Consider the following 23,685-nt stretch of genomic DNA (forward strand, 5'->3'; position numbering starts at 1 on the left):
GGGGCTGTTCCCTTCTCATCTCTCACTGGGAGTCGTCGGTCGGAGGCACGGCGGCAACACCGCGCGCCGCGCGGGGGCCGGACGGCGCGGCCGGTTCCGGGGGCCAGGTCGGCGGTTCGGTGGGCCTGCGGCCGGGCGCCGCGGTGCGGCCCCTGGTCCAGCCGTCCGCCATCGCGGACATCGTGGCCCGGACGCTGTCCGGGCTGCGGTCCCGGCCCCGGGCTCCGGCTCCGCCGGGCGGGGTTCCGGCCCCGGTCCCCGGCGAGGCCATGGCATCCGGTGCCTCGCGCAGCCGCGCGGCCAGGTTGGCCTGCCGGACCCGGCGCGGAAGCTCGTCCTGCTCCGCCCCGGCCGTCGCGGCAGCGGCAGGGGACGGCACCGCCTCAAGCAGCCCACCGCCGGACGGCCCGTGCGGGCGGCGACGCGGCTCCCGCGAGGACGCGGTGGCGGGCGCAGGTTCTGCCGCGGGTTCAGGCGCGGTCCAGCCCGCCCGCCGCGGCTCCGACTCCGGCCCGGTTTCCGACCCGACCTCCGAACGGGAACCCCGACCGGGCTTCGCCAGAGGCACAGCCCGAGGCTCCCACCGGGGCTCGCCCCAGGGTTCAGCGCGGAGTTCCCCGCCGGTCCCGGCACCGCGCTCACCGCTGGGCACCCCGCTGGGCTCTGCCCGGACCCCGGTGTGGGGGTCGGCTGCCGATACGGGCTGCCGCTCCGGCCTCGGCACTGCCTTGGGCACCGTCTTCGCCCCCGGCTTCGACCTCGCCGCCCCTTCCGGCGACAGCATCGCTGTCGGCAGCAGCAGCACCGCCGTGGTCCCGCCGTACGGCGAGGTCCGCAGCGACACCCGGACCCCGAGCCGCCGGGCCAGCCGGCTGACCACGAACAGGCCGAGCTGGTTGCTGTCGAACAAGTCGGCCTGCTGGCCCTCGGCGATCCTGCGGTTGGCCTCGGCCAGAGCCGTGCCGCTCATCCCGAGGCCCCGGTCCTCGATGTCCAGCGCGTACCCGGTGCCCACCCGCTCCCCGGTGACCACCACCTTCGTGTGCGGCGGGGAGAAGGTCGCGGCGTTCTCGACCAGTTCGGCCACCAGGTGGGTGAGGTCGGCGACGGCCCCGCCCACGACCGAGACCCGCGGCAGCGGACGCACCTCCGCCCGGGAGAACTCCTCCACCTCGGCCACCGCGGAGCGGACCACGTCCAGCAGCGGCACCGAGCGCCGCCAGGCGCGTCCGGGTACCGCGCCGGAGAGGATGATCAGGCCCTCGGCGTGGCGGCGCATCCGGGTGGTCAGATGGTCCAGCCGGAACAGGTCCGCCAGCTCGCCCGGGTCCTCGGTGCGGCGCTCCATCGCGTCCAGCAGCGCGAGTTGACGGTGCACCAGGACCTGGCTGCGCCGGGCCAGGTTGACGAACACCCCGGAGACGCCGGAGAGCACCTCGGCCCGCTCCACCGCCGCCTGCAGCGCGGACCGCTGCACGGTGTTCAACGCCGCGCCCACCTGCCCGAGTTCGTCCTCGCCCGCCTCCAGCAGCGGCGCCTCGGCGTCCACGTCCACCTCCTCGCCCGCGCGCAGTCGGCGCATGGCCTCGGGCAGCCGGTGGTTCGCCAGATCCAGTGCGGAGCTGCGCAGGTCGACCAGTTCGACCACCAGGCGGCGGCCGATCCGGACCGAGATCAGCAGCGAGAGCAGCACCGCGAGCAGGCCGAACAGCACGGCCGCGCCGCTGCTGGTGAACACCCCGAGCCGGAACGCGTCGGCCCCGGCCCCGGCGCCCGCACCGGCCGCGGACTCCACGGCGGCGTAGCGGCTCTGCAGGTCGCCCGCGGTCCTGGCCCAGCCGGTCGCGGACACCCCGCGGACGGCCCGCCCGCCCGCACCGCCCGCGCGCACCGCGTTCTCCATGGCGAGCAGGGCCGCGGCCCCCGGGCTCCGCTCGACCGCGGCGTAGGCGGCGGCGTCAGCCGGTCGCAGGTCGGCCGCGGCGGGACCGGCCAGGGCCTGCCGGGCGAAGGCGGAGCCGGTGAACTCCTGGTACTGATCCCCCGTCATCCTCCCTGCTAACAAACCGGATTGGACCGCGGCATCCTCCCTGGCCAGCAGGTCGCGGGCGCGGGCCAGCTCCAGCAGGACCCGGGGATCGGAGCCGACAGCGGCGGTGGCCGTGCTGCCGCGCATCCCGCTCAGCGCGCTGTCGATGCCGAACACCGACGCCACCACGCCGTCGTAGTCCGCCATCGCCGCCGACCAGCCGACCGTGCCCGCGCCGACCTTGCCGCGCAGGGCGCCGAGCCCGGCCGCCGACGCCCTGAACGCGGCCAACCGGGACGGGAGTTCGGCCCCGAGACCGGCGCCGTCGGCCGCTCCGGCGGCGATGCCGTCGTTCAGCGCGGCCACCGCGGAGTCGGTGGCCCGGCCGCGGACGGCCAGCGCGTCGGCGCGGCCGGGCGTCGGCGCAGCCACATACACAGCGGCGGCGGTGCGTTCGGCCTGCAACGCGCTGACGGTCCGGTCGACCGGGGTCAGCAGCAGGGCGTCCACCTGCTTCAACCGGACCAGCCCGGTGACGTCCTGGGCGGTGGTGACGGTGGCGAAGCCCCACAGCGCCATCAACGACACCACCGGCACCATCAGCAGCGCCACCACCCGGGCCCGCACGGTGCGGGGCCGCAGCCGTCGCCAGAACGGCCCGGCCGGACCGGGCGGCTCCACCGGGGCGGCAGCGGTCGCGCTCGCGCTCGCGGTCGCGGGGGCGTCGGCGTCCGGTCCGCGCCGATCGGCGACGGCGAGGACCGTCGCGGAGTCGGCCGCCGGCACGGCCTGCTCCGCGGACGACCGGCCGTCCCGCTCGTCCGCGGGCGGACCGGCGTGGGCGGGGCGCGGACGGCTCGGACCGTCCGGGCGGTCCGGGCCGACGGGGGCGGATCCCCGGGGTTGACGCATCACAACCTCGTTCGCTGCTGGGGGACGGAGTGGGGCGTGGCGGTCTGCCGACCGGAGGTCACAGCCTGACGGCCGCGCCGGGTCACACCGGCCCCGCGGCGCGGGTGGACCCGGCCGCCCGGACCGGGACCGGCGGCTTCGGCTCGGCCCGCCCCGCCGCGGGCAGCTGCGCCGAGGGCGACAGCGCGACGAACGCCGAGGTCAGGAACAGCGCCGAGCCCAGCCCCACCGCGAGCGGGAAGATGAAGTCCATCACCGTCGCGCCCGGGAGCACCGCTCCCTGCACCGCCGGGCGCACCGTGATGACGGCCGCGTACATCCCGGTGTAGTGCATCGAACTGACGGCCAGTCCCATCACCAGCGCCGCCGCTCCGGCGGCCAGCGGTCCGCGTACGTTCAGCCCGGCCCAGAGCGCGGCCGTGGAGGCGACTGCCGCGATCGCGACCGAGACGCCGACGAGCACCGGGCGGTAGCCCACCGTGCCGTTCAGCCGCAGCGCGTACATGCCGAGGTAGTGCATCGCGGCCACGCCGGAGCCGGTGGTGAGCCCGCCGAGCAGCAGCGCGCGCCCGCGGTGCCGCCCGTACCCGACCGCGAACGCCCCGGCGCCGACGAAGAGGATCGCCACCAGCAGGCTGAGCAGGGTCAGCGGCACGTTGTAGCGGATCTCGGTGCCGACCACGGCGAAGCCCAGCATCCCGATGAAGTGCATGGTCCAGATGCCGACGCCGATCGAGGACGCTCCGGTGAGCAGCCAGTTGCGGCGCGAGCGGCCCTCCGCGGCGACCGCGCGGACCATGCAGCGCAGGCCGAGCGCGGAGCCGAAGACGGCCATGGCGTAGGAGAGTCCCGGGGTGAGCCAGCCGTAGCCCAGTTCAGTAGTACTCCCCATCCCAGTCATACCGACCATAGGTCCGCCTCACCGCTCCCACGCCGTAACCGGTGGGGCAGGTGTGCTCCCGCCGGGCGCAGCGGACACTACCGATCGCATTCACTCGATTACGCGGAGATCGGCTATTCGCGCCCGCCGGAGCGGCGACTGTGCTGCACTGGAGACGAGGTCTGTCGGCACCGCCGCGCGTGAAGTCCCTTTCTACTGCAGCACGTTGACCGCGCGGGCGATCACCAGGGCCAGGGTGACCAGGGAGACCACCGACTGCATGGTCATCAGCAGCTTCGCCCAACGGGACAACGGCATGGTGTCGGTGGGGCTGAAGGCGGTGGCGTTGGTGAAGGCGACATAGAGGTAGTCCGGGTACTGCGGCTCCCAGTCGGCGGGGGCCAGCCCCTGCTGCTGCATCTGCGGGAAGAGCAGGTCGGGATAGTCCCGGGTGCCCATCGCCCGCACGGCCGGGCCGCCGCGGTCCCACTCCCAGTACCAGAGGCTGAAGGCGATGATGTTGGTCAGCCACACCCCCGCCCCGGCCACCAGCAGCCCCTTGGCGGTGACCGCGGTGTCGCCGCGCAGCATCAGGTCGCGGACCAGCAGCACCGCCGAGCCGCCGTTGGCCACGCTGACCGCGCCCGCCAGCAGCAGGCCGAGCGTGCGCACCTGCGGCGTGTGCCGCTCCAGCCGCAGGTGCGGGTCCGCCACCAGCAGCGAGGCCATCAGCAGCAGCTCCAGCGCGGGCAGCAGCCAGTGCGGGCTGATGGTGAGCTGGACCGGCAGGGCCAGCTGCACGCAGACGGCGACCAGCAGGGCCAGCGTCACCGACCAGCGGCGCTCGCCCCGGGTCCGCCGCCGCCAGGCCGGGGGCTCGAACCGGCGCAGCTGTTCCGTCCAGCGCCCGCCGGGCGGCAGGCCCGGGGCGACCGGGCCGGGCGGGCCCGCCGGACCCGCCGACTCGTCGGGCGGCGGGGTGTTCTGATCGTCGGTCACGCGGTCATTGTGTACGGTCCCGGCGCGGATTCGGTAAGAGCCTCAGGAGGCGTCGACCCGGAACGGGTCGTGCTCGGCCAGGAGCTTGTCCAGGCGGGCCTGGTCCACCCGGGAGACCACCTGGTTCTCGTCCTGCCGGTCCCTGATCACCTTGGCGAGGGTGAACGCCGAGGTGACCACGTAGAGCAGCCCGAGCCCGAGGAAGGCGCGGACCCAGGGGCCGGTGGAGAGGTAGGCGATGCCGACACCCATGGCGAGCAGCGACACAGCGAAGGAGATGACGGCCTGCGCGTGGTAGGCGGCGGTGGTGCTGTGCTTGACAGGAGTGGCCATGTCGGTAGCATCCGCCCGCCCCGGCGGCCCGTCATGAGTACGCGTACCCATCGGGTACTCAAGCAGGCCGCGGGGGCGGCTAGGCTCGCTCAGGTGAACGATCCCTCTGCCCCCGCACCGGCCGCACCCGGGTCGGACCAGCCGCCGCGGCGCCGCGCGCGCGAGTTCCGCACCGCGGAGCTGGCCGCGGAGGCCGGCATCCCGGTGCGGACGCTGCGCTTCTACCGCGAGCGCCGGCTGCTGCCCCCGCCGCGGCGCGAGGGCCGGATCGCCTGGTACTCCGAGGACCACCTGGCCCGACTGCGGATCATCGCCGACCTGCTCGACCGGGGCCACACCCTCGGCGGCATCGCCGAGCTGCTCAGCGCCTGGGAGGACGGCCGGGACGTGGCCGAGCTGCTGGGCCTGGAGGGCGTCATCGCGGCGCCCTGGTCCGAGGAGGTCCCGGTGCCGATGACGCTGCAGGAGCTGGACGCCGCGTACGCGGGGCAGGCCGACGCCGCGACCCTGGAGACCGCCCGCGCGCTGGGCTACGTCCAGGTCGAGGGGGACAGGGTCAGCCATGTCAGCCGCAGGCTGCTGGACGCCTCGGCCGCGCTGGTCGCCGAGGGCATCCCGCTGGCCGCCGTACTGGAGACCGCGCACGGCGTCCGGGCCAGCGCGGACGCGCTGGCGGACCTCTTCGTCGAGCTGATCAACCGTCAGCTGCTGGACCGGCTCCAGCTGCTGGCGCCGCGCGGGGGTCGGATCGGCTCCGCCGAGACGGCCCGGCTGGCGGAGACCCTGGCCCGGCTCCGCCCGGTGGCGCGGACCGTGGTGGACGTGGAGTTCTCGCTGGCGATGGACCGCAGGGTGCACGAGGAGATCGGCGACGTGCTGGCCCGACACCGGGCCGAGCCCCGCCGATAGTTCTCGACCTGAACCTTTAACTTGACTACATCAACCTTTCGGGCCTACGGTTCTGCTATTGCTTGATGTCCTAAAGCATCAAGCTCATGAACCTTCCGAAGGACCGCTGACCCACATGAGCCACGCACTGACCCCGCCCGCCGCGTCCGCGCGCCGCGGCAGCACCCCGCTGATCCTCGCCCTCGGCCTCGCCGCCATGGTCGTCGCCATGGCGCAGACCCAGGTGGTGCCGATCCTGTCGCTGCTCGGCGCCGACCTGCACGCCGGCGCCGCCGGGGTCAGCTGGGTCACCACCGCCACCCTGCTCTCCGCCGCCGTGTTCACCCCGCTGCTGGGCCGGGTCGGCGACCAGTACGGCAAGAAGCGGACGCTGCTCGCGGTCCTGGTGGTCATGATCATCGGCTCGGTGCTGGCCGCGAGCACCACCTCGCTCGGCCTGCTGATCGTCGGCCGGGTGCTCCAGGGCTCCGCCACCGCGATCTTCCCACTGGCCCTGTCGGTGATCCGGGACGAGGTCCCGCAGGAGAAGCTGCACGGCGCGATGGCCCTGGTCAGCAGCACCCTCGCGTTCGGCAGCGGGCTCTCGCTGGTGGTCACCGGACTGCTGACGCAAGGTAACCACCCGGACTACCACTCGGTGTTCTGGTTCTCCACCGCGGTCTCCGCACTCGCGCTGCTGGCCGTCGCCTTCCTGGTCCCGGACGGCGGCAAGCGCACCGGCGGCCGGATCGACTTCCTCGGCGCGAGCACCCTGGCGGTGTTCCTGGTACTGCTGCTGCTCGGCATCTCGCAGGGCCACACCTGGGGCTGGTCCTCGGACCGGATCATCGGCTGCTTCCTCGGCGCGGTGGTGATGGCCGCGGTGTGGGTGCTGGTCGAGCTGCGGGTCAGGAACCCGCTGGTGGACATGCGGATGTTCAGCCACCGCCAGGTCGCCTTCACCAACGTGGCCGGACTGTTCGTCGGCTTCGCCTCCTTCGCCCAGTTCATCGGCATCTCCTACCTGGTGCAGATGCCGGAGCGGCTGGCCGGGTACGGCTTCACCGCGTCGGTGCTGCGCGCCTCGGTCGAGTACCTGCTGCCCAGCGCGCTGATCTCGCTGGTGGCCGCGCCGGTCGGCGGCCTGCTGGTGCGCCGGATCGGCGCCCGCTACACCCTGGCCCTCGGCGCCCTGGTCGGCGTGGCCGGCTTCGCCTGGCTGGCCTGGGGCCACGGCAGCACCCCCAACGTGATCGCCGCCGGGATGCTGGCCGGAATCGCCATCGCCTTCGGCTACGCCTCGATGCCGGCCCTGATCGCGGCCAGCGTCCCGCTGGAGCAGACCGGGATCGCCAACGGCATCAACTCCATCTCCCGGTCGGTCGGCAGCTCCATCGCCTCCGCGGTGGTGACCTCGCTGCTGGCCTCCAAGCTGATCGCCGGGCTCCCGGCGGGCGTCCCGCCGCTGCCCGCGGAGAGCCAGTTCACCGCGAGCTTCGCGATCGCCTCCGGCGCCCTGCTGCTGACCGTCGCGGTCGCCCTGTTCGGCCTCACCCGGGTCTCCCGCCCGGCGCTGGTCGCCGCCGCCTCGACGGTGAAGGCCGAGGCCGCGGCGGAGGCCGCGAGCGACGCCGAGGTCGAGCTGGACGCCCGGGTCTGACCCCCGCGCCCCCGTACCGGCCCTGCCGCTCCTGCCTCCCCCGAGCAGGATCGGCAGGGCCTTCCCGTCCCCCGCCGGAGCCCGCGGTGACGATCCCGCGGCCGGCAGTCGCGCTAGCCTGGCCGGTCATGGACGCGGACGGGTTGGTGCAGGACGTGCTCGCGCTGGTGGCCGGGGCCGGGCGGCGGGTGCTGCTCGGGGTGGCCGGGGCGCCGGGCGCGGGGAAGTCGACGCTGGCGCGGTTCCTGGTACGGGAGGTCGAACGGCGGCTCGGGGACGGGGTCGCGGCGTATGTGCCGATGGACGGGTTCCATCTGTCGAACGCCCAGCTGGCGCGGCTCGGGCTGACCGACCGGAAGGGCTCGGAGCCCAGCTTCGACGTCCGCGGCTACGTCGCGCTGCTCGGGCGGCTGCGCTCGGCGGACCCGTACCCGGTGTACGTGCCGGACTACGACCGGGAGCTGGACGAGCCGGTCGCGGCCCGGCACGTGGTGCCGCCGTCGGCGCGGCTGGTGGTGACCGAGGGGAACTACCTGGCCGCCTCGCGGCCCGGCTGGCCGCAGGCCCGGGAGTTGCTGGACGCGGTGTGGTACCTCGACACCCCGGACCCGGTACGGGAGCGGCGGCTGCTGGAGCGGCAGCGCGCCGGGGGACGGGACGAGGCCGCCGCGCGGGCCTGGGTGCGCGGCAACGACATGCCCAACGGGGAGCTGGTGAAGGCGACCAGGGACGGCTGCACCCGCGTGGTGACGGTGCGGTCCGAGCCCTGACCGCCGCCGCGGCGTCCGGAATGTCAGTGGTCGTTGTTACTGTCGTGGACCATGCGACTGCTGCACACCTCCGACTGGCATCTGGGGCGGACCCTCCACCGGGAGGACCTGCTTCCGGCGCAGCGCGCCTTCCTGGAGCACCTGGTCGACACCGTCCGCGCCGAGCGGGTGGACGCCGTGCTGGTCGCCGGGGACGTCTACGACCGGGCCATCCCGGGCCTGGGCGCGGTCGAGCTGTTCGACCGGGTGCTGCGGCAGCTCGCGGAGCTGCGGGTGCCGGTGGTGCTGATCGCCGGCAACCACGACTCGGCGCGGCGGCTGGGCATCGCCGCGCGGCTGATCGAGCAGGCCGGGGTGCACCTGCGGACCGAGGTGGCCCGCTGCGGCGAGCCGGTGCTGCTGGCGGACGAGCACGGCCCGGTCGCCGTGTACGGGGTGCCGTACCTGGAGCCGGCGCTGACCCGGGGCGAGCTGGGGGCCGCCGCGGTCAGCCACGCGGCGGTGCTGGAGGCGGCGATGGGGCGGGTCCGGGCGGATCTGGCGACCCGTCCGGCCGGGACCAGGTCGGTGGTGCTGGCGCATGCCTTCGTGGTCGGCGGCGAGGCCAGCGACAGCGAGCGGGACATCGCCGTGGGCGGCGTGCCGAGCGTCCCGGCCTCGGTGTTCGACGGGGTGGACTACGCGGCGCTGGGCCATCTGCACGGCAGCCAGGTGCTCCGCGAGCGGCTGCGGTACAGCGGCTCGCCGCTGGCCTACTCCTTCTCCGAGGCCGACCACCGCAAGAGCATGTGGCTGGTCGACCTGGTCCCGGAGCGGGAGTTGACGGCGCGTCGGATCGACTGCCCGGTGCCCCGGCCGCTGGCCCGGCTGCGCGGGACGCTGGCGGAGCTGCTCGCCGACCCGGCGCTGACCCGGCACCAGGACGCCTGGGTGCAGGCGGTGATCACCGACCCCGGCCGTCCGGAGCGGGCGATGGAGCAGCTCAGGGCCCGTTTCCCGCACTCGCTGCAGCTGGTCTTCGCACCGGAGGACGGGGGCGGCGACGGCCTGCCCTCCTACGCGGCACGGACCAGGGGCCGCAGCGACGCCGACATCGCGCTCGGCTTCGTCCGGCACGTCCGCGGCAGCGATCCGGACCCGGGCGAACGGCTGCTGCTGCGGGAAGCGGTGGAGGCCGCGGGCTCGCGCGGCGAGGGGGGCCGGGGCTGATGCGGCTGCACCGGCTCACCGTGACCGCGTTCGGCCCGTTCGCCGGAACGCAGGTGGTGGACTTCGACGCGCTCGCCTCCGGCGGGCTGTTCCTGCTGCGCGGGGCGACCGGGGCCGGGAAGTCCAGCGTGCTGGACGCCGTCTGCTACGCGCTCTACGGCGCGGTCCCCGGGCTGCGACCGCGGACCCGGCTGCGCAGCGACCACGCCGGGGCCGGGGTGCGGACCGAGGTCCGGCTCGAACTGACCCTCGGTGGAAGGCGGTTGGAGGTCACCCGCAGCCCGGAGCAGCCCCGGGCCAAGAAGCGCGGCAGCGGCGACACCGTCGACAAGGCCAGGACCCTGCTCCGTGAGTGGACCGGCGGGGACGCCGACGGCGGCTGGCGGGCAGCCAGCACCTCGCACCAGGAGGTCGGCGCCGAGATCCAGCAGCTGCTGGGGATGAGCCGGGAGCAGTTCTGCCAGGTGGTGCTGCTCCCCCAGGGCGAGTTCGCCCGGTTCCTGCACGCCGGGGCGCCGGACCGGGCCGAGCTGCTCGGGCGGCTGTTCGATACGGCCCGGTTCGGCGCGGTGGAGGACTGGCTGACGGAGCGTCGGCAGCGGACCGAGAAGGACTGCCAGGCGGTGCTGGGCGAGGTCGGCGCGAGCCTGGAGCGGCTGCGCCAGGCCGCGGGCCGGGCGGCGGACGCGGTGGACCCGCTGCCGCCGGTGACCACGCCGGCCGCGGCGACCGACGGTGCGGCGCTGGGCTGGGCGGCGCAGCTGCGGGCGCAGGCCAGGGAGGAGCTGACGGTGGCGCACTGCCGGCAGCAGGCCGTGGAGCAGCGCCGCGAGCTGGCCGAGCAACGGGCCCGCGAGGTCGAGGTGCTGGCCGACCGGCAGGCCCGGCACCGCCGCGCGGTCCGCCGCTCCGGCGAGCTGGCGCAGCAGGACGGGCAGCAGCGCGAAGCGCTGGACCGGTTGGAGCGGGCGCAGCGGGCCGAGGCGGTGCTGCCGCTGCTGCGGCTGCGGTACCGGGCCGCGCAGGCCCAGCAGCGCTGCGAGCAGCAGGAGCGGTTCCACCGGGCCGCCCTTCCCGCCGCCCACGCGGGCGCGGACGCCGAGGAGCTGACGGCCGCCGAGCGGCACTGGCGCGAGCAGCTGGGCGGTCTGCGGACCCTGCTCTCGGCCGAGCGGCGGTTCCTCGCCATTGAACGCGACCGGGCCGGGTTGGAGCGCGAGCGCGACGACGACGAGGCGGTGCGGGCCGAGGCCGAGGCCTGGCTGACCGACGAGTGGCCCGGTCAGCGGCAGCGCGCCGGCGCCGGGTTGGAGCAGGCCAGGGCGGCGGCCGGGCGCGCCGACCGGCTGGACGAGCAGGTGGCGGAGGCCCGCCGCCGGGCCGACGCCGCCGAGCAGGCCGGGACGCTGCGAGCGGGGCTGGCGCAGGCCGGGGAGCGCGGGCTGCGGCAGCGCGAGGACGCCGAGGCAGCCCGCGAGGGCTGGCTCGACCTGCGCGAGCGCCGGCTCGACGGGATGGCGGCCGAGCTGGCCGAACGGCTCGCCGACGGCGCGCCCTGCCCGGTCTGCGGCTCCGCCGAGCACCCGGCCCCGGCCCCGGCCGGACCGGGCCGGGTGACCCGGGAACAGGAGCAGCGGGCCGAGCAGCGCTACCGCGAGGCCGCCCGCGCCGCCGAGCAGACCGGCGAGGAGCTGCGGCGGCTGGAGCGGGACGCGGCGGCGCTGGCCGCCGTCGCCGGGGAGGGAACGCCGGGGGAACTGCGCGAGGCGGTCCAGCGGCTGGAGGCGGAGCAGCAGCGGGACCGCCGCACCGCGGCCGAGGGCCTGCGCGCCCAGGAGGAGCTGGACCGGCTGGAGCGTGAGCACGAGCGGCGCACCGCGGTGTCCGGGCAGGCGGCGGAGCTGGTCGCGGCCAGGACCGCCAGGTTGGAGGCGCTGGCGACCGAACAGCGGGAGCTGGCCGCCGAGTTGGCGCGGGGCCGGGCCGGGGCCGCGTCGGTGGCGGCCCGGGTCGCCGAGCTCGAACCGCTGGCGGACGGCCTGGCCGCGGCGGCGGCCGCGGTCCGGGAGGCCGCCGCGGGCGCGGAGACGCTGGCGCGGGCCGAGCGGGAGGCCCTGGCGGCGGCCGAGCGGGAGGGCTTCACCGACGCCGAGCAGGCCGGACGGGCCGCACTGCCCGATCCGGAGACCGCCCGGCTGCGCGCCGGGGTGCAGCAGTACCGGGACGACCTGGCCCAGGCCAACGCCGAATTGACGGACCCTCAACTCACCGCCGCGGCGGCGCTGGCAGCGGCCGATCCGGCCGCCGACCGGGCGGTGCTGGCGGCGGCCGAGGCCGAACTGCGGTCCGCCTACGCGGCGGTGCAGGCGGCCGGGGCGCGCTGCGCCGAGCTGGACCGGCTCAGCGCCGGCCTCGCGGCCGAACTGCGCCGGCTGGCGCCGCTGGCCGCCGACCACCGCACGGTCTCCGACCTGGCCTTCCTCGCCGCCGGCACCGGCACCGCCAACGCGCTGCGGATGTCGCTGGAGACCTACGTCCTGGCGGCCCGGCTGGAACAGGTCGCGGAGGCGGCCGGGGCCCGGCTCAAGGTGATGTCCCAGGGCCGCTACTCGCTGGCCCACAACGACGCCAGGAGCCGGGGCGCGGGCCGGTCCGGCCTCGGCCTCAGCGTGCTGGACGCGTGGACCGGGCAGAGCCGCGACACCTCCACCCTCTCCGGCGGGGAGAGCTTCTTCGCCTCGCTGGCACTGGCGCTCGGCCTGGCCGACGTGGTCACCGACGAGGCCGGCGGGATGCCGCTGGACACCCTGTTCATCGACGAGGGCTTCGGCTCGCTGGACGAGGACACCCTGGAGGACGTGCTGGACGAGCTCGACCGGCTACGGGCCAGGGACCGCGCCGTGGGTATTGTCAGCCATGTCGCGGACCTGCGCGGACGCATCCCCACCCAGTTGGAGGTCCGCAAGGGGCGCGGCGGATCGACGTTGCACCAGCACGGCGCTGGGTAGGGCGGTGGTGGGGCCGCCGTACCGGGCGCGTTCCCACCGGATTCCCCCGCAAACCGGAGGTACCAGCATGACCGACGACTCCCGGCCCTGGTGGCGCGGCGCGGCCCTGTACCAGGTGTACCCGCGCAGCTTCGCCGACGGCGACGGCGACGGCACCGGCGACATCGCCGGGATCCGCAGCCGGCTGCCCTACCTGGTGGACCTGGGCGTCGACGCGCTGTGGATCTCGCCCTGGTACGTCTCCCCGTTGGCGGACGGCGGCTACGACATCGCCGACTACCGCGACATCGACCCGCGCTTCGGCACCCTGGCCGAGGCCGGGCAGCTCATCGCCGAGTGCCACACGGCCGGGCTCCGGCTGATCGTCGACCTGGTCCCGAACCACTGCTCGGACCAGCACCCCTGGTTCCGCGCGGCGCTGGCCGCGGCCCCCGGCTCGCCCGAGCGGGAGCTGTTCCACTTCCGTCCCGGCCGCGGCGAGGACGGCGAACTGCCGCCCAACGACTGGCGTTCGCACTTCGGCGGCCCGGCCTGGCAGCGCACCGAGGGACCGGACGGCGAGTGGTTCCTGCACATGTTCGCGCCCGAGCAGCCGGATTGGAACTGGGAGAACCCGGCGGTCCGGGCCGAGTTCGAGTCGGTGCTGCGGTTCTGGCTGGACCTGGGCGCGGACGGCTTCCGGATCGACGTCACCGACCACCTGGTCAAGGAGGCCGGGCTGCCGGACTCGGCCGGCCACCACGGCAAGCCGGACCCCTGGCGGGACCAGGAGGGCGTCCATGAGATCTACCGCAGCTGGCGGCGCCTGGCCGACTCCTACCCCGGCGACCGGGTCTTCGTGGCCGAGCTGTGGGAGAACGACCCGGTCCGCTTCGCCCGCTACCTGCGCCCGGACGAGCTGCAGACCGCGTTCAACTTCCCGCTGCTGAAGTCGGCCTGGGACGCCAAGGCGCTGCGCACCGTGGTCGACGACATCCTCGCCGCGCACGCCCCGGTCGGCGCGCCGCCGACCTGGGTGCTGTCCAACCACGACACCACCCGCCACGTCACCCGCTACGGCCGGGCCGACACCACCTACGGCTTCGACCGCGGACGGCTGTTCGGCCGACCGGTCGACCTGGAGCTGGGCACCCGCCGGGCCCGCGCCGCGGCGATGCTGACCTTCGCGCTGCCCGGCGGCGTCTACGTCTACCAGGGCGACGAACTGGGCCTTGAGGAGATCGAGCAGATCCCGGACCAGCTGCGGCAGGACCCGGCCTGGCTGCGCTCCGGCTTCACCGACCCGGGCCGGGACGGCTGCCGGGTACCGGTCCCGTGGAGCGGGACGCACCCCCCGTTCGGCTTCAGCCCGGACGGCGCCGGGGCCGCGCCCTGGCTGGACGTGCAGCCGGCGCACTGGCGCGAGCTGACCGCCGAGGCCCAGTCCGGGGCGCACGGCTCGCACCTGGAGCTGTACCGGGAGGGGCTGCGGCTGCGGCGGTCCGAACCGGCCCTCGGCGACGGCCCGATGCGCTGGCTGCCGTCCGCCGAGGACGTGCTGGACTTCGCCCGCGGGGCCGACTTCCGCTGTGTGGTGAACCTGGGACCGACCCCGGTGGCGCTGCCGGACGGCGCCAGCGTGCTGCTGGCGAGCGGGCCGCTGGAGGGGACGCTGCTGCCGACCGACACCGCGGTCTGGCTGCGCTGGTCCGAGGACTGAACGAGAGAAGGAAGCCCCTTCCGCACGGGGGAGCGGGCGGGGCTTCCTTCGATCATCGTAGGAGGGTACGGGCGGGTGGCCGAACCAATCGGGCGACAGGATCCACTGTCCCATCCGCTGATGGCAGCGACACCACCGTCAGTGACGACAGCTCAGCGGGTCAGCCCGGCCCGGCGCAGCGCGTCCGCCATGGCGCTGTTGGAGCCGCTCCCGGCCGGGTTCTCGTTGCGCGGCCGGGGCGTCCGCTGCTGCTGCGACCGGCCGCCGCCGCCCTGGCCGCCGCCGCCTTGGCCGCCGCCGCGCTGGCCGCCCTGCGCCTGACCGCCCTGGCCGCCTTGGCCGCTGCCCTGACCGGCTCCGCCCTGGCGCGGGCCGCGCTCCTGCTTCGGCTGGGCCTCGTCGTCCAGACGGAGCGTCAGCGAGATCCGCTTGCGCGGGATGTCCACCTCCAGCACCTTCACCCGGACGATGTCGCCGGACTTGACCACCTCGCGCGGGTCCTTGACGAAGGTCCGGGACAGCGCCGAGACGTGCACCAGGCCGTCCTGGTGCACGCCGATGTCGACGAACGCGCCGAAGGCCGCCACATTGGTGACCGTGCCCTCCAGCAGCATCCCCGGCTCCAGGTCGGAGAGCTTCTCCACGCCCTCCTTGAACGCCGCGGTGCGGAAGGCCGGACGCGGGTCGCGGCCCGGCTTCTCCAGCTCGCGCAGGATGTCGGTGACCGTCGGCACACCGAACTGCTCGTCCGCGAAGTCGGTCGGACGCAGCCCGCGCAGCACCGAGCCGTTGCCGATCAGCGCCTTCAACTCGCCGCCGGTGGCCGCGATGATCTTCCGCACCACCGGGTAGGCCTCCGGGTGGACGCTGGAGGCGTCCAACGGGTCGTCACCGCCGGGGATCCGGAGGAAGCCCGCGCACTGCTCGAACGCCTTGGGGCCGAGCCGGGCCACGTCCTTGATCGCCCGGCGACTGCGGAACGGGCCGTTGGCGTCGCGGTGCGCCACGATGTTCTCGGCCAGGGTCGCGCCGATGCCCGACACCCGGGTCAGCAGCGGCGCGGAGGCGGTGTTGACGTCCACGCCGACGCCGTTGACGCAGTCCTCGACCACCGCGTCCAGCGAGCGGGACAGCTTGGCCTCGGAGAGGTCGTGCTGGTACTGGCCGACGCCGATCGACTTGGGGTCGATCTTCACCAGCTCGGCCAGCGGGTCCTGGAGCCGCCGGGCGATGGAGACCGCGCCGCGGATGGAGACGTTGAGGTCCGGCAGCTCCTGCGAGGCGAAGGCCGAGGCCGAGTAGACCGACGCGCCCGCCTCGGAGACCACGGCCTTGGTGAGCTTGAGGTCCGGGTGCAGCTTGATCAGGTCCCCGGCCAGCTTGTCGGTCTCCCGGGAGGCGGTGCCGTTGCCGATCGCGATCAGGTCGACCTTGTGCTTGGCGCAGAGCCTGGCCAGGGTCGCGATCGACTCGTCCCAACGGTTGGCCGGGACGTGCGGGTGGATGGTGTCATGGGCGACCACCTTGCCGGTGGCGTCCACCACGGCGACCTTGACGCCGGTGCGGAAGCCCGGGTCCAGGCCGAGCGTGGCGCGGGTCCCGGCCGGGGCGGCGAGCAGCAGGTCGCGCAGGTTGGCGGCGAACACCCGGACCGCCTCGTCCTCGGCCTCGGTGCGCAGCCGCAGCCGCAGGTCGATGCCGAGGTGCACCAGCAGCCGGGTGCGCCAGGCCCAGCGGACGGTGTCCAGCAGCCAGCGGTCGGCGGCCCGGCCGCGGTCGGCGATCTCGAACCGCTGCGCGATCCGCGACTCGTAGCCACCGGGGGCCTCGGCGTCGGCCTCGTCGGCGTAGGGCTCCAGGGTGAGGTCGAGCACGTCCTCCTTCTCGCCGCGCAGCATCGCCAGGATGCGGTGCGAGGGGAGCTTGGTGAACGGCTCGGCGAAGTCGAAGTAGTCGGAGAACTTCGCCCCGGCCTCCTCCTTGCCGTCCCGCACCCTGGCGGAGAGCCGGCCCCGGCCCCACATCCGCTCGCGCAGCTCGCCGAGCAGGTCGGCGTCCTCGCCGAAGCGCTCGACCAGGATGGCGCGGGCGCCCTCCAGTGCGGCGGCGGCGGCGGCGACGTTCTCGCCCAGGTAGCCGGCCGCCTCGGCCTGCGGGTCCCGGGAAGGGTCGGCCAGCAGCAGGTCGGCCAGCGGCTGCAGGCCGTTCTCCCGGGCGATCTGGGCCTTGGTGCGGCGCTTGGGCTTGTAGGGGAGGTAGATGTCCTCCAGCCGGGCCTTGGAGTCGGCGGCGCGGATCTGCGCCTCCAGCGCGGCGTCCAGCTTGCCCTGGCTGCTGATCGACTCCAGGATCGCGGCCCGGCGCTCCTCCAGCTCGCGCAGGTAGCGCAGCCGCTCCTCCAGGGTGCGCAGCTGGGCGTCGTCCAGCTCGCCGGTGGCCTCCTTGCGGTAGCGGGCGATGAACGGCACGGTCGCGCCGCCGTCGAGCAGGTCCACCGCGGCCTGGACCTGGCCGCCGCGTACGCCGAGTTCCTCGGCAATGGTCTGCTGGATGGAAGCACTCTGAGGAGTCACGCTGAGTTACCGCCTTCTCGCTGGGATACCGCACTGCATTGTGCCGCTACCCGCCCGCCGGCGAAAACCTCTGGCCTCCCGGCGGGTCGCGGCGGAGACTGGTGATCATGCTGATCCGCGAAGCGACCGAAGCCGACTGGGCGGCGATCTGGCCGTTCCTGCACACCGTCGTCGCCGCAGGCGAGACCTACACCTACCCCCGCGACCTGGGTCCGGAGCAGGCCAGGGCGATGTGGATGCTGGAACCGCCGGGCCGCACCGTGGTCGCCGTGGACGAGGCCACCGGCGCCGTCCTCGGCAGCGCCAAGATGAACCCCAACCACATGGGCGGCGCCGCGCACATCGCCAGTGCCAGCTTCATGGTCGACCCGGCCCGTTCCGGGCAGGGCACCGGCCGGGCGCTGGGCGAGTACGTCCTGGCCTGGGCCCGCGCCGAGGGCTACCGGGCGATGCAGTTCAACGCGGTGGTGGAGTCCAACACCCGCGCGGTCGCGCTCTGGAAGTCCCTGGGCTTCGAGGTGCTGGCCACCCTCCCCGAGGGCTTCCTGCACCCGACCCTCGGCTACGTCGGACTCCACATCATGTACCGGCGCCTGTAACGCACATGGCGGCGCCGCCGGGCGGAGTTCCGTCCGGCGGCGCCGTGTTGCGGGGTGGGGTCAGGTGTTCCAGACCTGGAATTCGGAGAGTTGGCCGGCGGGCCAGCCGGTGTTGGCGGTGAAGGTGGCGCGGTAGTACTGGTCGGTGGTGGCGGGGAAGGTGAGGGTGACGGTGTTGTTGGTGGTGGGGTCGAAGGTGTAGGCGGCGGAGGCCTTGATGGTGGTGAAGGTGGTGCCGTTGGTGCTGCCGCTCAGGGTGAGGGTCTGGGTGCGGGCGCCCCAGCCGGAGGGCAGTTGCAGGACGACCCGGCTGGCGCTCTGGGCGGAGCCGAGGTTGACCTGGACCCACTGCGGGAAGGCGTTGTTGGCGCTTTCCCAGTAGCTGTTCTGGTTGCCGTCGGTGACGTTGGAGGACGGGTAGACGTCGGTGTGGCTGGACTCGCTGGTGGCCTTGCCGGCCGCCAGGTTGGTGCTCACCGTGCCGGCCCCGGTGCCGCTCAGCGCGACCGTGGCCGGGCTGTTGGAGGCGTTGCCCGCGATGCTCAGGCTCCCGGTACGGGCACCCGAGGCGGTCGGGGTGAACTTCACACTCACCGTGCAGGAGCCGTTGACCGCGATCGAGGAACCGCAGGTGTTGGTCTGCGAGAAGTCACCCGTGGTCGACACCCCGGTGACACTCGCCGCAGCCGTACCGGTGTTGGTCACCGTCACCGACTGCGCCGCACTCGCGGTGTTCAACGCCTGACTGGCGAACGTCAACGAACCCGGACTGGTCGACAGCGTCCCCACCGGAGTGGTCCCGCCGCCGCTGCCGCTCGGGAAGACCTCGAAGTCCGACAGCTGCGCCGCGCTCCAGCCGGTGTTGGCGGTGATGTTGACCCGCAGGTACCGCGCCGTGGTGGCCGGGTAGCTGATGGTCACCGAGTTGCCGTTGGCGCTCGGGTCGAAGGTGTAGCCGGCCGAGCCCACGATCGTGGAGAAGGTGGATCCGTCCGTGGACCCCTGCACCGACAGCGTCTCGGTACGGGTCGCCCAGGCCGCCGCCGGCGGCAGCTTCAGCACGATCTTGCCGGTGCTGTAGCTCTGGCCGAGGTCGACCTGCGCCCACTGCGGGAAGCTGGCGGCGCTCTCCCAGTAGGAGGAGGTGTCGGTGTCGGTCAGGTTCGTGGCGACGTAGGGGCTGTTGCTGGAGCTCGCCGTGGCCGGCTTCCCGGCCGCGATGTTGGTGGTGCTGTCGATGCCGCTGCCGGACAGGCCGACCGAGGTCGGGCTGTTGTTGGCGTTGCTGGTCACCGTCAGGCTGCCGCTGCGGGCGCCGCCCGCGGTGGGCTTGAAGGCGACGTTGACCGTGCAGGAGCCGCCGACCGCGATGGTGGTGCAGTTGTTGGTCTGCGAGAAGTCACCGCTCACCGCGACGCCGGAGACGGTCGCGGTGCTGGTGCCGGAGTTGGTCACGGTCACCGCCTGGGCCGCGGCGGTGCTGCCGACCACGGTGGAGGCGAAGGACAGACCCGCCGGGGAGGCGTTCAGCACCGGGCCGGGCGCGGTGCCGGTGCCGGAGAGGCTGACCGTGTTGGTGATCCCGCCCGCGTTGACGGTCAGGCTGCCGGTGCGGGCGCCGGTCGCGGTCGGGCTGAACTTCACGCTGACCGTGCAGGAGCCGTTCGCCGCGATGGACGAGCCGCAGGTGTTGGTCTGCGAGAAGTCACCACTGGCGGCGATCGAGGAGACCGACGCCGCGGCGTTGGTCGGGTTGGAGACGGTGACCGTCTGCGCCGCGCTGGTCGCCCCGGTCGCGACCGAACCGAAGTTCAGCGCACTGGGGTTGGCGGTGACGCCGGACGGCGGGTACGGCGGGAAGGTCGGGGTGGTCGGCTGCTGGCCGCAGAACGCCGTCCCGTCCAGGCCGGAGTTGCCGCCGCCGTCGGTGACGGCGAAATTGCCGCCCTCACAGCTGTAGACCGCCGCCGGGCCGAGCACTCCGGTCGCGGTGACGTTGGTGAACGTGGCCGCGCCGCCGGTCTGCTCCTGCAGCGCGAAGGTGCCGGTGCCGATGATGCTGACATTGTTCAGCGAGACGCCGCTGACCGTGCCCTCGACCCACTGCACCGCCTCGAACGGGCTCTGCTCGATCAGCGCGTTGGTCACGTTGATCGGGCCGGTGATCGCGCCCTGGCTGCCGTCGAACCACAGCGCGCCGACGCCGAACTGCCAGTTCGGGTCGAGGCTGCCGTCCCGGATCAGGGTGTTGTTCTTGATGGTGGTGGTGCCGACCGGGGTGGAGGTGAAGCGCTGGCCGACCTGGATGCCGCCGCCCTGGCTGAGCCCGGAGTCCTGCACCAGGTTGCCGCTGACGGTGTTGTCGTGGCCGCCGTAGATCGCGATGCCGTTGGCCAGGATCTGGTCCTGCACCGTGTTGTTGGAGATGGTGTCGTTGGCGTCGGCACCGAGGGCGGAGTCCGCCCAGGTCGCGATGCCGTCGTCACCGGTGTTCCGGATGTCGCTGTTGGTGACCGACGAGTTGGTGACGCCGCCGTGGAAGTTGATGCCGTCCGCGGTGGTGTCCCTGATCCGCATCCCGCTCAGCGCCAGGCCGTCCATCGGCCCGTCCATCCAGGCGCCGACCTTCAGGTGGTCGATCCAGATGTTCGACGCGGTGGAGTTGCTCATCGCGCCGCCGATGCCGTTGTCCTGGTCGCAGTCGACCCGCTCGGTGACCTGCCCGAAGATCGCGAAGTTGGACAGGTGGACGTTGCTGCTGACTCCCTTGTTGCCGCCGACGCCGCAGCTGTCGGGCTCACCGAGCCCGTAGAAGCCGGGGGCCGCGCCGGTGACGGTGGAGTACCACATGCCGGCGCCCGCGACCGTGACGTTGTTGACCGTGATGTGGCCCGGGATGTTGTACGTGCCCGGCGGGATCCACACCGTGCCGCCCGCGCCGGCCGCCGCGACCGCGGCGTTGAAGGCGCCGGTCGAGTCGGCGACGCCGCTCGCGTCGGCGCCCTCGCTGGTGACCGAGACCGAGTTGGCCGGCTGCGTCAGCGCCGCGCCGACCTGCTCGAAGTCGGCGAAGTCGATGGTGTACGCGGAGGCGTTGTCGCCCGCGTCGACCTGCAGGGTGAAGGTGGTCCCGGCCGGATAGGTGGTCGGGAACAGCCGGTGCACCTCGTCGTAGAAGTGGTGCGGGTTGCTGCCGGGGGTGTTGGTGAACGGGTAGCTGCCGTAGTACCAGCTGTACGCGTCGGTGAGGGTGAAGTCGCTCTGCTTGGCCCCGTTGACGTAGAACGACAGCGGCGCGGTGTAGGCCGCGCCGCCCGCGCCGTCCGGGATGCTGTAGCGGAAGTCGATCGAGTTGGTCGCCACCGGTGTGGTGAAGGTGACGTACTTGCCGGTGCCGGTCAGCGTCACCGCCTTGCGGTTGGACGCCTCGTCGGCCAGTTGGCCCTGGGTGTAACTCGGGCCGATGACAGTCCCGTTGGTGGCGGAGTTCTCCGCCTGTACCTCGACGTACGGCAGGCTCGCGCCGCTGCCGCCGGTGGCGGTGGCCGCGAAGGCCGGCGCTGCCGCCAGGCCGAGCACGCCCCCGGCGGCTATCACCGAGGTCGTCACCGCCAGGACGCACGCTCGTCTTACGTCTCGCATGGACCGGAACACCTACTGCTCCTTTCGACGCGCGGCGCCGGATCCGTACCGACGGCAGCGCATCAGGTGGGGTGGAGGAGCGGATAAGGGAGTTGACGCAGCGCGGCAGGGCACGGCGAAGCGCCCGCGACGCAAGGGGACCGTAACTCCTCTGACACCCCGTCGCAATATCCAGACACAACTCTGTTGAATCCATACTTTTGATCGCAAGATCAAACGTGATCCTCAAGTCGCCGCACCTCGACCAACATCGCCTGCTCCGGATCCAGGGTGGGCATCGGCAGCCCGGCCAGCGCCAGCACCGCCCCCGGCAGCACGGTCCAGCCCTGGAGCGCCTGGACGGTCCAGGCCGGCCCGGCGGTCTGGTGCAGCCGCGGCCGGCCCAACTCGGAGCGGATCCGCACCCGGTAGCGACCGGCCGGATCAAGCCCCGGCAGGCGCACCCTTCCTGACTGGGCGTCGGCCGACGTCGCCAGCCGGGCCCAGCAGAACAGGGCGTGCTCCGCGCCGTCCGCGACCACGCCGTGCAGCAGTACCGCGTCGTCCGCCAGGTCCGCGCGGACCACTCGGCCGCTGTGCAGCAGTGGCCGGAACTCCCGGTGCAGCCGCGACCAGGCGGTGATCGCGGCCAGCTCCTCGGGGGTGCAGCGGGTCAGGTCCTGCTCGATGCCCGCGTGCCCGAACAGCGCGGTGGCCAGGCGGAAGCCGTCAGCGGAGGCGCGCCCGGTGGTGTGGCTGGGCGAGCCGCCGACATGGCTGCCGACCAGCTCGGGCGGCAGCAGCTGCCCGGTCCAGCGCTGGATCGACTGGCGCTCCAGCGGGTCGTTGCAGTCCGAGGCCCAGACCCGGTCGGTCCGCTCCAGGATGCCCAGGTCGACCCGGCCGCCGCCGCTGGCGCAGCTCTCGATCTCCAGCCCGGGGTGCCGTTCCTTGAGCGCGTCGATCAGCCGGTACAGCGCCTCCACCTGCGCGTGTCCGCCCGGCCGGTCGCCGCCGGGGCCCGGCGCCACCGCCTCCAGCAGCTCCCGGTTGTGGTCCCACTTCAGGTAGTCGAGGGCGTAGGCCCGCACCAGCGCGTCGAGCGCCTCCAGCAGGTACCGCCAGGCGTCCGGGTGGGCCACGTTCAGCGTGTACTGGTGCCGCGAGGTGGGGCCGAGCCCGGACGAGGGGCCGAGGATCCAGTCGGGGTGGTTTCTGGCCAACTCCGAGTCGGGGTTCACCATCTCCGGCTCGACCCACAGCCCGAACTGCATCCCGAGCCCGCGGACGTGGTCGACCAGCGGTGACAGTCCGTCAGGCCACACCGCCGGGTCCACGGTCCAGTCGCCGAGCCCGGCGGTGGCGTCTCGGCGGCCGAGGAACCAGCCGTCGTCCAGCACGAAGCGCTCCACCCCGACCTCGGCGGCCCGGTCGGCCAGGCGCAGCAGCCGGTCCAGGTCGTGGTCGAAGTAGACCGCCTCCCAGCTGTTGAGCAGCAGCGGCCGCGGGCCGACCGGGTGGTTTGGCCGGGCCCGCAGCAGGGTGTGGAAGCGGTCCGCCAGACCGTCCAACCCCTGGCCGGACCAGGCGAAGTAGCAGACCGGGGTGCGGTGGGTCTCCCCCGGGCCGAGCCGGATCTCCCCGGCCCGCAGCAGGTCGCCCCCGCCGAGGGCCGAGCTGTGCGCGCCCGCGCCCTCCGGCAGCCGCTGCACCAGGTAGCGTTGGTCGCCGCTCCAGCCGACGTGCAGTCCCCACACCTCCCCCTCGCGGAAGCCGAACCCCGGCACGCCGACCGCGAGCAGGTACGGCGAGTCCGCCCCCGGCTTGCCCCGGCGCACCTCGCGCAACCGGCTGCCGTGCTGCAGCGGGGCGCGCTGCGGCACCCGTTCCCGGCTCCACTTCCCGGTGAAGTCCAGCACCTCGGCGGCCCGCGACGGCAGCGGCAGCAGCAGGGTGAGTTCGGCCAGGTCGTACGGCGCGGCGGGCCCGCCGTCCGCCGCTGCCCGACCGGTGACCTCGGCCTGCGCGGCGAGCACCCCGGAGGGTTCCAGCCGGTACCGCAGCACGATGTCCAGGTCGGCGTTTCCGTCGACCAGACGGATCGTCAGCTCACTTCCCCCGCACGGGAGTTCCTGCTGTTCGACGCCGACGGTGCGCAGCCGCGGGGCGGTCGCCACCCCGCCCCGGTGGCCCTGCTGGGCCGGGGTGCCGAGCCAGCCCTCGGCCTCGGTCGGCCAGACGGTGAAGCGGCGCGGCCGGTCCAGGGCGTTGTTGAGCACCGCGCCCTCGGCGGTCAGGCTCAGCGCGGCGGCGTCCGCGTCCGACAGCTCGCCGAGGTCCGGTCCCCAGTGCAGGATCCGGGGCACCGGTTCGGTGAGTTCCACGACGAGGGCGGCGCCGGCGGCGCGCAGGGTGATGATCCGTACCGGGGTGGAGGCGGAGGCCATGGAGGCTGGTGTCCTTCCAGGGGGGGGAGTTTCTTTCCGGAGTCAACATAGTCCTCCG

At 74.0% G+C, this 23,685-nt stretch carries 14 protein-coding genes; 7 read left to right on the top strand and 7 right to left on the bottom strand.

Going from position 1 to position 23,685, the window contains the following annotated elements; genetic code table 11:
• Positions 1-22 precede the first annotated feature (22 nt).
• The 4 genes from ACEZDE_RS27170 to ACEZDE_RS27185 form a co-directional block, all read right to left on the bottom strand.
• Positions 23-2,941 carry a sensor histidine kinase gene (locus ACEZDE_RS27170; protein ID WP_380541255.1) on the bottom strand — a complete coding sequence of 973 codons (2,919 nt, stop codon included), beginning with the start codon at positions 2,939-2,941 and terminating at the stop codon, positions 23-25.
• Between the two features lie 82 nt (positions 2,942-3,023).
• Positions 3,024-3,833, bottom strand: a complete 810-nt coding sequence (locus ACEZDE_RS27175; protein ID WP_380541258.1) for an MHYT domain-containing protein — start codon at positions 3,831-3,833, stop codon at positions 3,024-3,026.
• Between the two features lie 201 nt (positions 3,834-4,034).
• Positions 4,035-4,820 (bottom strand): hypothetical protein, encoded by a 786-nt coding sequence (locus ACEZDE_RS27180; RefSeq protein ID WP_380541261.1) that lies wholly within the window; start codon positions 4,818-4,820, stop codon positions 4,035-4,037.
• Between the two features lie 42 nt (positions 4,821-4,862).
• Entirely contained in the window at positions 4,863-5,153 is a 291-nt protein-coding gene (locus tag ACEZDE_RS27185; RefSeq protein ID WP_380541264.1) for a YiaA/YiaB family inner membrane protein, read from the bottom strand.
• Between the two features lie 93 nt (positions 5,154-5,246).
• On the opposite strand from ACEZDE_RS27185, the gene ACEZDE_RS27190 reads away from it, so the two are divergent.
• The 6 genes from ACEZDE_RS27190 to ACEZDE_RS27215 all read left to right on the top strand — a co-directional run bounded on the left by ACEZDE_RS27190 (position 5,247) and on the right by ACEZDE_RS27215 (position 14,387).
• Entirely contained in the window at positions 5,247-6,062 is an 816-nt protein-coding gene (locus ACEZDE_RS27190) for a MerR family transcriptional regulator (RefSeq protein WP_380541267.1), read from the top strand.
• A gap of 115 nt (positions 6,063-6,177) precedes the next feature.
• The gene (locus tag ACEZDE_RS27195; protein WP_380541271.1) at positions 6,178-7,701 is read left to right on the top strand and encodes an MFS transporter; all 1,524 of its coding nucleotides are present in this window, start codon (positions 6,178-6,180) and stop codon (positions 7,699-7,701) included.
• A gap of 128 nt (positions 7,702-7,829) precedes the next feature.
• Positions 7,830-8,471 (top strand): nucleoside/nucleotide kinase family protein, encoded by a 642-nt coding sequence (locus ACEZDE_RS27200; RefSeq protein WP_380541274.1) that lies wholly within the window; start codon positions 7,830-7,832, stop codon positions 8,469-8,471.
• Between the two features lie 51 nt (positions 8,472-8,522).
• Positions 8,523-9,680 carry an exonuclease SbcCD subunit D gene (locus ACEZDE_RS27205; RefSeq protein WP_380541277.1) on the top strand — a complete coding sequence of 386 codons (1,158 nt, stop codon included), beginning with the start codon at positions 8,523-8,525 and terminating at the stop codon, positions 9,678-9,680.
• On the top strand, positions 9,680-12,688 hold the full coding sequence (locus ACEZDE_RS27210) for an AAA family ATPase (RefSeq protein ID WP_380541280.1): 3,009 nt from the start codon (positions 9,680-9,682) through the stop codon (positions 12,686-12,688). Before ACEZDE_RS27205 ends, ACEZDE_RS27210 begins: the two co-directional genes overlap by 1 nt.
• A 67-nt stretch (positions 12,689-12,755) precedes the next feature.
• The gene (locus ACEZDE_RS27215) at positions 12,756-14,387 is read left to right on the top strand and encodes a glycoside hydrolase family 13 protein (RefSeq protein ID WP_380541283.1); all 1,632 of its coding nucleotides are present in this window, start codon (positions 12,756-12,758) and stop codon (positions 14,385-14,387) included.
• 152 nt (positions 14,388-14,539) lie between these two features.
• Here ACEZDE_RS27215 and ACEZDE_RS27220 read toward each other — a convergent pair whose 3' ends face one another.
• A complete protein-coding gene (locus ACEZDE_RS27220) occupies positions 14,540-16,960 on the bottom strand; it encodes a Tex family protein (RefSeq protein ID WP_380541286.1) in 2,421 nt (806 codons plus the stop codon).
• Positions 16,961-17,067: 107 nt separating this feature from the next.
• Here ACEZDE_RS27220 and ACEZDE_RS27225 point away from each other — a divergent pair, with 107 nt between their 5' ends.
• Positions 17,068-17,559 carry a GNAT family N-acetyltransferase gene (locus tag ACEZDE_RS27225; protein WP_380541289.1) on the top strand — a complete coding sequence of 164 codons (492 nt, stop codon included), beginning with the start codon at positions 17,068-17,070 and terminating at the stop codon, positions 17,557-17,559.
• A gap of 60 nt (positions 17,560-17,619) precedes the next feature.
• On the opposite strand, the gene ACEZDE_RS27230 is transcribed toward ACEZDE_RS27225, so the two are convergent.
• Together ACEZDE_RS27230 and ACEZDE_RS27235 are read right to left on the bottom strand one after the other, a co-directional pair.
• Positions 17,620-21,168 (bottom strand): choice-of-anchor D domain-containing protein, encoded by a 3,549-nt coding sequence (locus ACEZDE_RS27230; RefSeq protein WP_380541292.1) that lies wholly within the window; start codon positions 21,166-21,168, stop codon positions 17,620-17,622.
• A gap of 245 nt (positions 21,169-21,413) precedes the next feature.
• On the bottom strand, positions 21,414-23,627 hold the full coding sequence (locus tag ACEZDE_RS27235; protein WP_380541295.1) for an alpha-galactosidase: 2,214 nt from the start codon (positions 23,625-23,627) through the stop codon (positions 21,414-21,416).
• Between the last annotated feature and the right edge of the window lie 58 nt (positions 23,628-23,685).

The organism is Streptacidiphilus cavernicola (assembly GCF_042510955.1).
Lineage (GTDB): Bacteria > Actinomycetota > Actinomycetes > Streptomycetales > Streptomycetaceae > Streptacidiphilus > Streptacidiphilus cavernicola.